Below are 5,031 nucleotides of genomic sequence, written 5' to 3' on the forward strand. Positions count from 1 at the left end.
TCACCACGCCCAAGGAAATGATCGAACGGCTGAACGCCGATGTCTATGATTTCGTGCAGCCCGACGCCTCGGTCATGGGGGGGATTTCGGCGGTGATGGATGTCTTTGACGCCGCGAAAAAGAAGGGTACCGATGTTGTCGTCCATGCCTGGGGCGGGGCGGCGGCGATCATGGCCTCTTACCACGCGGCCTTTGCGGCCGGGGGCACGCTGGTGGAATTCCCGATGCTCGATTTTCCCTTGGGGCGCGAGATGATGGGCGATCAGGCCCAGATCGTCGACGGCCATCTGCTACGCCCCACCGCCCCCGGCCTTGGTCTGGTGCTGACGCCTGAGATGGAGGCGCGTTACCCATTCGACGAAAGCGCCGTCTATTCCTGCGCATTGCTCGATTACGGCCCGCCGCCGGACAGCTATTGGTCGGATTACGGGCAGGGGGCGTAGTCCCTAGCGTCTGGAAGCGCCCGGCAGAACGGCGTGGCTGACCAGAGCTGTTCCCGCTGGAAGAAGACATATGGCGCAAAGGGCACGGACCGATTGACGGAAGCGAAAGCGTCTTCAGAAAGAGGACGAGCGGCTGCGCAAAGCTGTTTGTGATCTAACTTCGGACAAGCGGATCTTGGCGAAAGCCGCGAAGGGAAACTTCTGAACCCGGCTTTTCGCCGTGCTTGCATTGATCCCGTCCATACCAAGCTGATTATCGTCGGAACGCCGCGCCGCGAGAAGATGCGGTCTCGGCCCGTTATCAAACCGTGAGCCACGCCACCAACCGGAAATCACTGGGTCCAGGGCCTAATGACTTGAACTGTTGATAAGACAGAGCTGCGCACTTATCGTGAACCCGATTAATTTTGAGGGGTTCTTGATGAAGTCGCTATTGGTACTTTCGGTCGCTTTATTCACGCTTAATTTTTTGCCTCAACGCGCTCACGCTTGGATGCAGATCTGTAACGAAACCGACCACTCTTATATCTATTCCTACGTCCGTCGCAGTGGGACCGGCTTTCTTGGTGGTGATTGGAATGCTGCCGGTTGGTTCAAACTCGACAATGGTTGTTCGAGCGTTCATTCCACCGGCGTGGCGGTAGGTGCCTATCTGATGATTTACCGAATTGTTGATGGCAATTACATACCAGTGGAAGATGTTACGCGGATCATAGAGCGACGTGGCACAAGCACAACCGTCAGTTCAAATCCGCTTATGGAAGCAAGTCGTGATGTCTTTTGCCTTCCAACGGCGGGGTTCAAAAAGACTTTCAGATCGTCTGACTTTGACCGTAGATCCTGCAGATCCGACGAATTCCTTGCAATCGCGACTGTTTATTCGTTCGCACGCGGCGGAACGGTATCAGAGATTTTTCTGAGAGAGGGCACTGTCGTCCACGGTTGGAGATAAAGTGCGAAGACCGTTCTTCTGTCATTCTGTCACCTCAGACGGCAACATTTCCGCGACAGTCCCGGTGATGTTCTTTCAATAACCCAATGATCGGTGCTTCGCCAAAACGGTTTTTCTTCATCTTCTGGCTTCTCGATGGAAGAACGGGCCAACCTGCAAACGCAGGACATTCAATTGCTCAGAACAGGTGCCGCTCTTTTGCCATCAGCGCTGCCTGAGTGCGGTTTGCGACCTTGAGCTTTGCCAGTACATTCTTGACATGCAGTTTAACGGTGACTTCCTGAATATTGAGGACGCGCGCAATCTCTTTGTTCGACAGCCCGATGCAAAGCTGTTCCAGTGTTTGCATTTCTCGTTCTGACAACTCAGAGAATACACGATCGCGCGGTGTTTCGTTTTGGGCATTTCCAAAATCGAATGGAAAGTAGCGTTCCCCTGACAGAATGAACCTTATCGCGTTTACCGTAGAGGCCGCTGTCAACGATTTTGGAATAAACCCATCGGCGCCGCGCGACATGGCCATATTCGCAACATCCCGGTTGGCTATCCCTGACATAAGCGCAACTTTGACGTTTGAATGTTCTTTCATGGCGCGTTCCAGGCCTTCAAGACCGTTCATGCCATGCATCTGGTAATCGAGGATCAACAGGTCAAACGAGGTCAATCCAGACAGTTCCTTAAGGGCTGCGTCCAGGTTGGAGACCGAGGTGACATGGAAATCATCAATCGTGCCGAGATAAGCTGAAATGGTGTCTCGGACCAATCCGTGATCATCTGCTAGCAGGATATTCGGCATTTACGCAAAGTCCTTATTCATGCCGTTCAAGTATAGGCGGAAAATGACAAAAAGGTGGCGCACCTCTCCCTAAGTATAGGTGGCTATGCCTTTGCCTCCAATAATTGTTTCGGTGAATGGTGTATCGCGAAACGGAACCCACTTACGGAAGATGCAAATGTACGACAAACAGACTGCAGGGTATTTGGCTTTCCTCTTCGCGCTTGTGATTCAATTTGCAAGCCCGTCAGTCGCCCAAGACGGCGTCAGCCTGGCGGTTTCCGGTGCAATCGATCCGGCGGAATTATCTTTGGAAGAACTGGATCTGATGGACCAGATCAGGTTTGAAACCTCTACGATCTGGACCGATGGCGTCACGAGGTTTTCTGGCGTCTCGCTCAAGCGGTTGCTGGAGGATCGAAATGCCACGGGTAACATGGTGCAGATGATTGCCCTTAATGATTACGCAATCAAAATTCCCGTGGAAGAGCTGGGCGATGAGGCACCGATCATTGCGACACGCATGAATGGTGAACCGATGCCGGTTCGCGACAAGGGACCTTACTGGGTTGTCTTTCCTTATGATTCAGACCCGCAATATCAATCAGAGATTGTGTACTCTCGCAGTATTTGGCAACTTAATCGCCTCGTTGTCACTGAAGAGTGAGCCAAGACGCATCGCGTCAATCTCACCTTGTTAGGTTGCGCATGAAGGCTCGTTTGAGAGGCTATAGAATTGTCATAATCGCAGGCATTGGCCTGCTGATTTTGCTATTCACCATGATGTGGGCTGATCTTGCGGCACAGCTTCGCGACCTGTCGACGGCAGAAGACGATAACACGCAGTGGAGTATTTCGCAGCTAGAAACCGAATTTGCCAATCTGCAAGTCTCGCTCACGAAGCCAAAAGAGGACGGCAACTACGACGATTCAACCATTAAGCTGCGGCTTGATCTGGCGCTAAGTCGTTTGGGAATTCTGACGTCAGGGCGTTCCAGACTGTTCTTTTCCGAAAGCGAAGAAGCAGAGCGGCTTACGGGGGCAATCTCTGAATTTGCAAAGCAAGTGGCCCTTGTTGCGGATCAACCTGGTCCGCTTACCGATGAAAGGGTGGGGCAATTAACAGAACTTACGGCAGAGGTCCGTCCTGACATTCGCAAAATTGCCCTCTTGGGGGTGGAAATTGATGCCGCGCGCTCTGACGCTCAGAGGGCTGCCTTTTCCAAACAGCTCAGACAGACCGGTGGTATCGCGATTGCGCTTATTCTCGTGATGGGCGTACTGATGCTGTTGCTGGACCGGATGCTCACGGGGGCGGCCGCCCGTGATGCCGAGCTTTTGGCTTCTTCAAAACTGCTCAAATCGACAATTGCAGCATCACTGGATGCGATTATCACCGCAAATGACAAGGGTGAGATCATTGAATACAACGCGGCGGCGGAAGATGTCTTTGGATGGACGCGAGATGAAATCATCGGCGAAACCATGGAGAACACCATCATTCCGCACCGCATGCGAGAAGCCCACCAAACAGGCATGGCGAGGTTCCTTGCCACGGGCGTTCGCCGGGTGGTTGACGGGGGGCGGGTGGAACTGTTTGCCTTGCGCAAAACAGGCGAAGAATTCCCGGTCGAATTGAATATCACCTCTGTAGAGGATGAAGAAAATACTAAATTCATCGCTTATATTCAGGATGTTAGCGATCGAAAGATCAATGAGCAGAAGTTGATTGATGCACGCGATCGCGCCCAGCAAACAGATAAGGCGAAATCTCAGTTCCTGACCGTGATGAGCCATGAAATGCGTACTCCGCTGAATGGTATCATAGGTGTTCTGGATCTATTGCGGACCACCGAATTGACCGAGAAGCAGGATCGCTATGCGCGTATCGCAACAGCATCCAGCGAGATATTGCTAGGCCACACCAACGAAGCCCTGGACATCACTCGAATTGAAACGGGCAGCTTTCAATTGAAACCGGAGAATTTTGATCTTTTCGAACTCTGCACCTCTTTGGTCGATGTGTTGGAGCCCTTGGCGCAGGAAAAGAACCTCGATTTGTCCGTGACGATCGATGAAGCGATGCAAACCGCGTTCTTTGGGGACAGCAATCGCATTCGCCAGATTCTTGCGAACCTTATCGGCAATGCGATCAAATTCACCAGTGAAGGTGGAATTTCCGTCACGGCTTCGGGGATACATGGCGCATCTGAGACCTCTTTGAAGATTGCCATTCAGGACACCGGAATTGGCATTCCTTCGGATCAGCAAGAGCAGGTTTTCGAAGATTTCGTGGCCCTTACCAAAAGTGAAGGCCGTCAATCACGGGGGGACGGGCTTGGCCTATCCATATCGCGCAGAATTGCGCGCAAATTGGGGGGGGACATATCTGTTGCAAGCAGGGTGGGCGTGGGATCAACCTTTACTTTGACGATCCCGCTGATGCGGCGAGATCTTAGGCAAAATGAAGTCGAGGAGACGCCTGCGGTCAAGTCAATATATGACCAGTATCCCAAGCGCGTTCTGGTGGTTGAGGATAATTACATCAGCCGCAAAGTGCTGCGGGACATGCTGGAAGGTCTGGGCAACCACGTCACCGAAGCGGTCAATGGTGTCGCTTGTCTTGAAAAGGCCGAGGATGAGAAATTCGATCTTATCTTCATGGATGTCAGCATGCCTGAAATGAATGGGATCGAAGCGACAGAACGCCTAAGGGCAGGCCAAAGCCTGAATGCCAAAACGCCTATCGTCGGGCTTACGGCACATGGTCAGGAAGAATATCGCGAAGCTGGTGAACAGGCTGGCATGAGCATGTTTCACACAAAACCCATTCGTCTGGCTGCGTTGCAACGAATATTGTC

Annotated in this window: 4 protein-coding genes and 1 pseudogene; 4 read left to right on the top strand and 1 reads right to left on the bottom strand. The window is 52.4% G+C overall.

The window, feature by feature from the left end; translation table 11 throughout:
• On the top strand, nt 1–443 hold a 443-nt coding region (locus tag WBB85_RS20025), incomplete at its 5' end, for an enolase C-terminal domain-like protein (RefSeq protein ID WP_432640350.1).
• A gap of 57 nt (nt 444–500) precedes the next feature.
• Nucleotides 501–732, top strand: a pseudogene (locus tag WBB85_RS20030) (IS3 family transposase); the annotation flags it as partial.
• 841 nt (nt 733–1,573) lie between these two features.
• Here the strand turns inward: WBB85_RS20030 and WBB85_RS20035 are convergent.
• Nucleotides 1,574–2,191, bottom strand: coding sequence for a LuxR C-terminal-related transcriptional regulator (locus WBB85_RS20035; protein WP_432640351.1), 618 nt, complete (start codon nt 2,189–2,191; stop codon nt 1,574–1,576).
• Nucleotides 2,192–2,348: 157 nt separating this feature from the next.
• Here WBB85_RS20035 and WBB85_RS20040 point away from each other — a divergent pair, with 157 nt between their 5' ends.
• Entirely contained in the window at nt 2,349–2,837 is a 489-nt protein-coding gene (locus WBB85_RS20040) for a molybdopterin-dependent oxidoreductase (RefSeq protein ID WP_432640352.1), read from the top strand.
• Between the two features lie 41 nt (nt 2,838–2,878).
• On the top strand, nt 2,879–5,031 hold a 2,153-nt coding region (locus WBB85_RS20045), incomplete at its 3' end, for an ATP-binding protein (protein ID WP_432640353.1).

Source organism: Albidovulum sp., assembly GCF_049646345.1.
GTDB lineage: Bacteria > Pseudomonadota > Alphaproteobacteria > Rhodobacterales > Rhodobacteraceae > Albidovulum.

What these genes read in the sequence shown, in the direction of transcription:
- WBB85_RS20035 (WP_432640351.1), bottom strand. Translation starts at nt 2,191, where the DNA reads ATGCCGAATATCCTGCTAGCAGATGATCACGGATTGGTCCGAGACACC.
- WBB85_RS20040 (WP_432640352.1), top strand. Translation starts at nt 2,349, where the DNA reads ATGTACGACAAACAGACTGCAGGGTATTTGGCTTTCCTCTTCGCGCTT.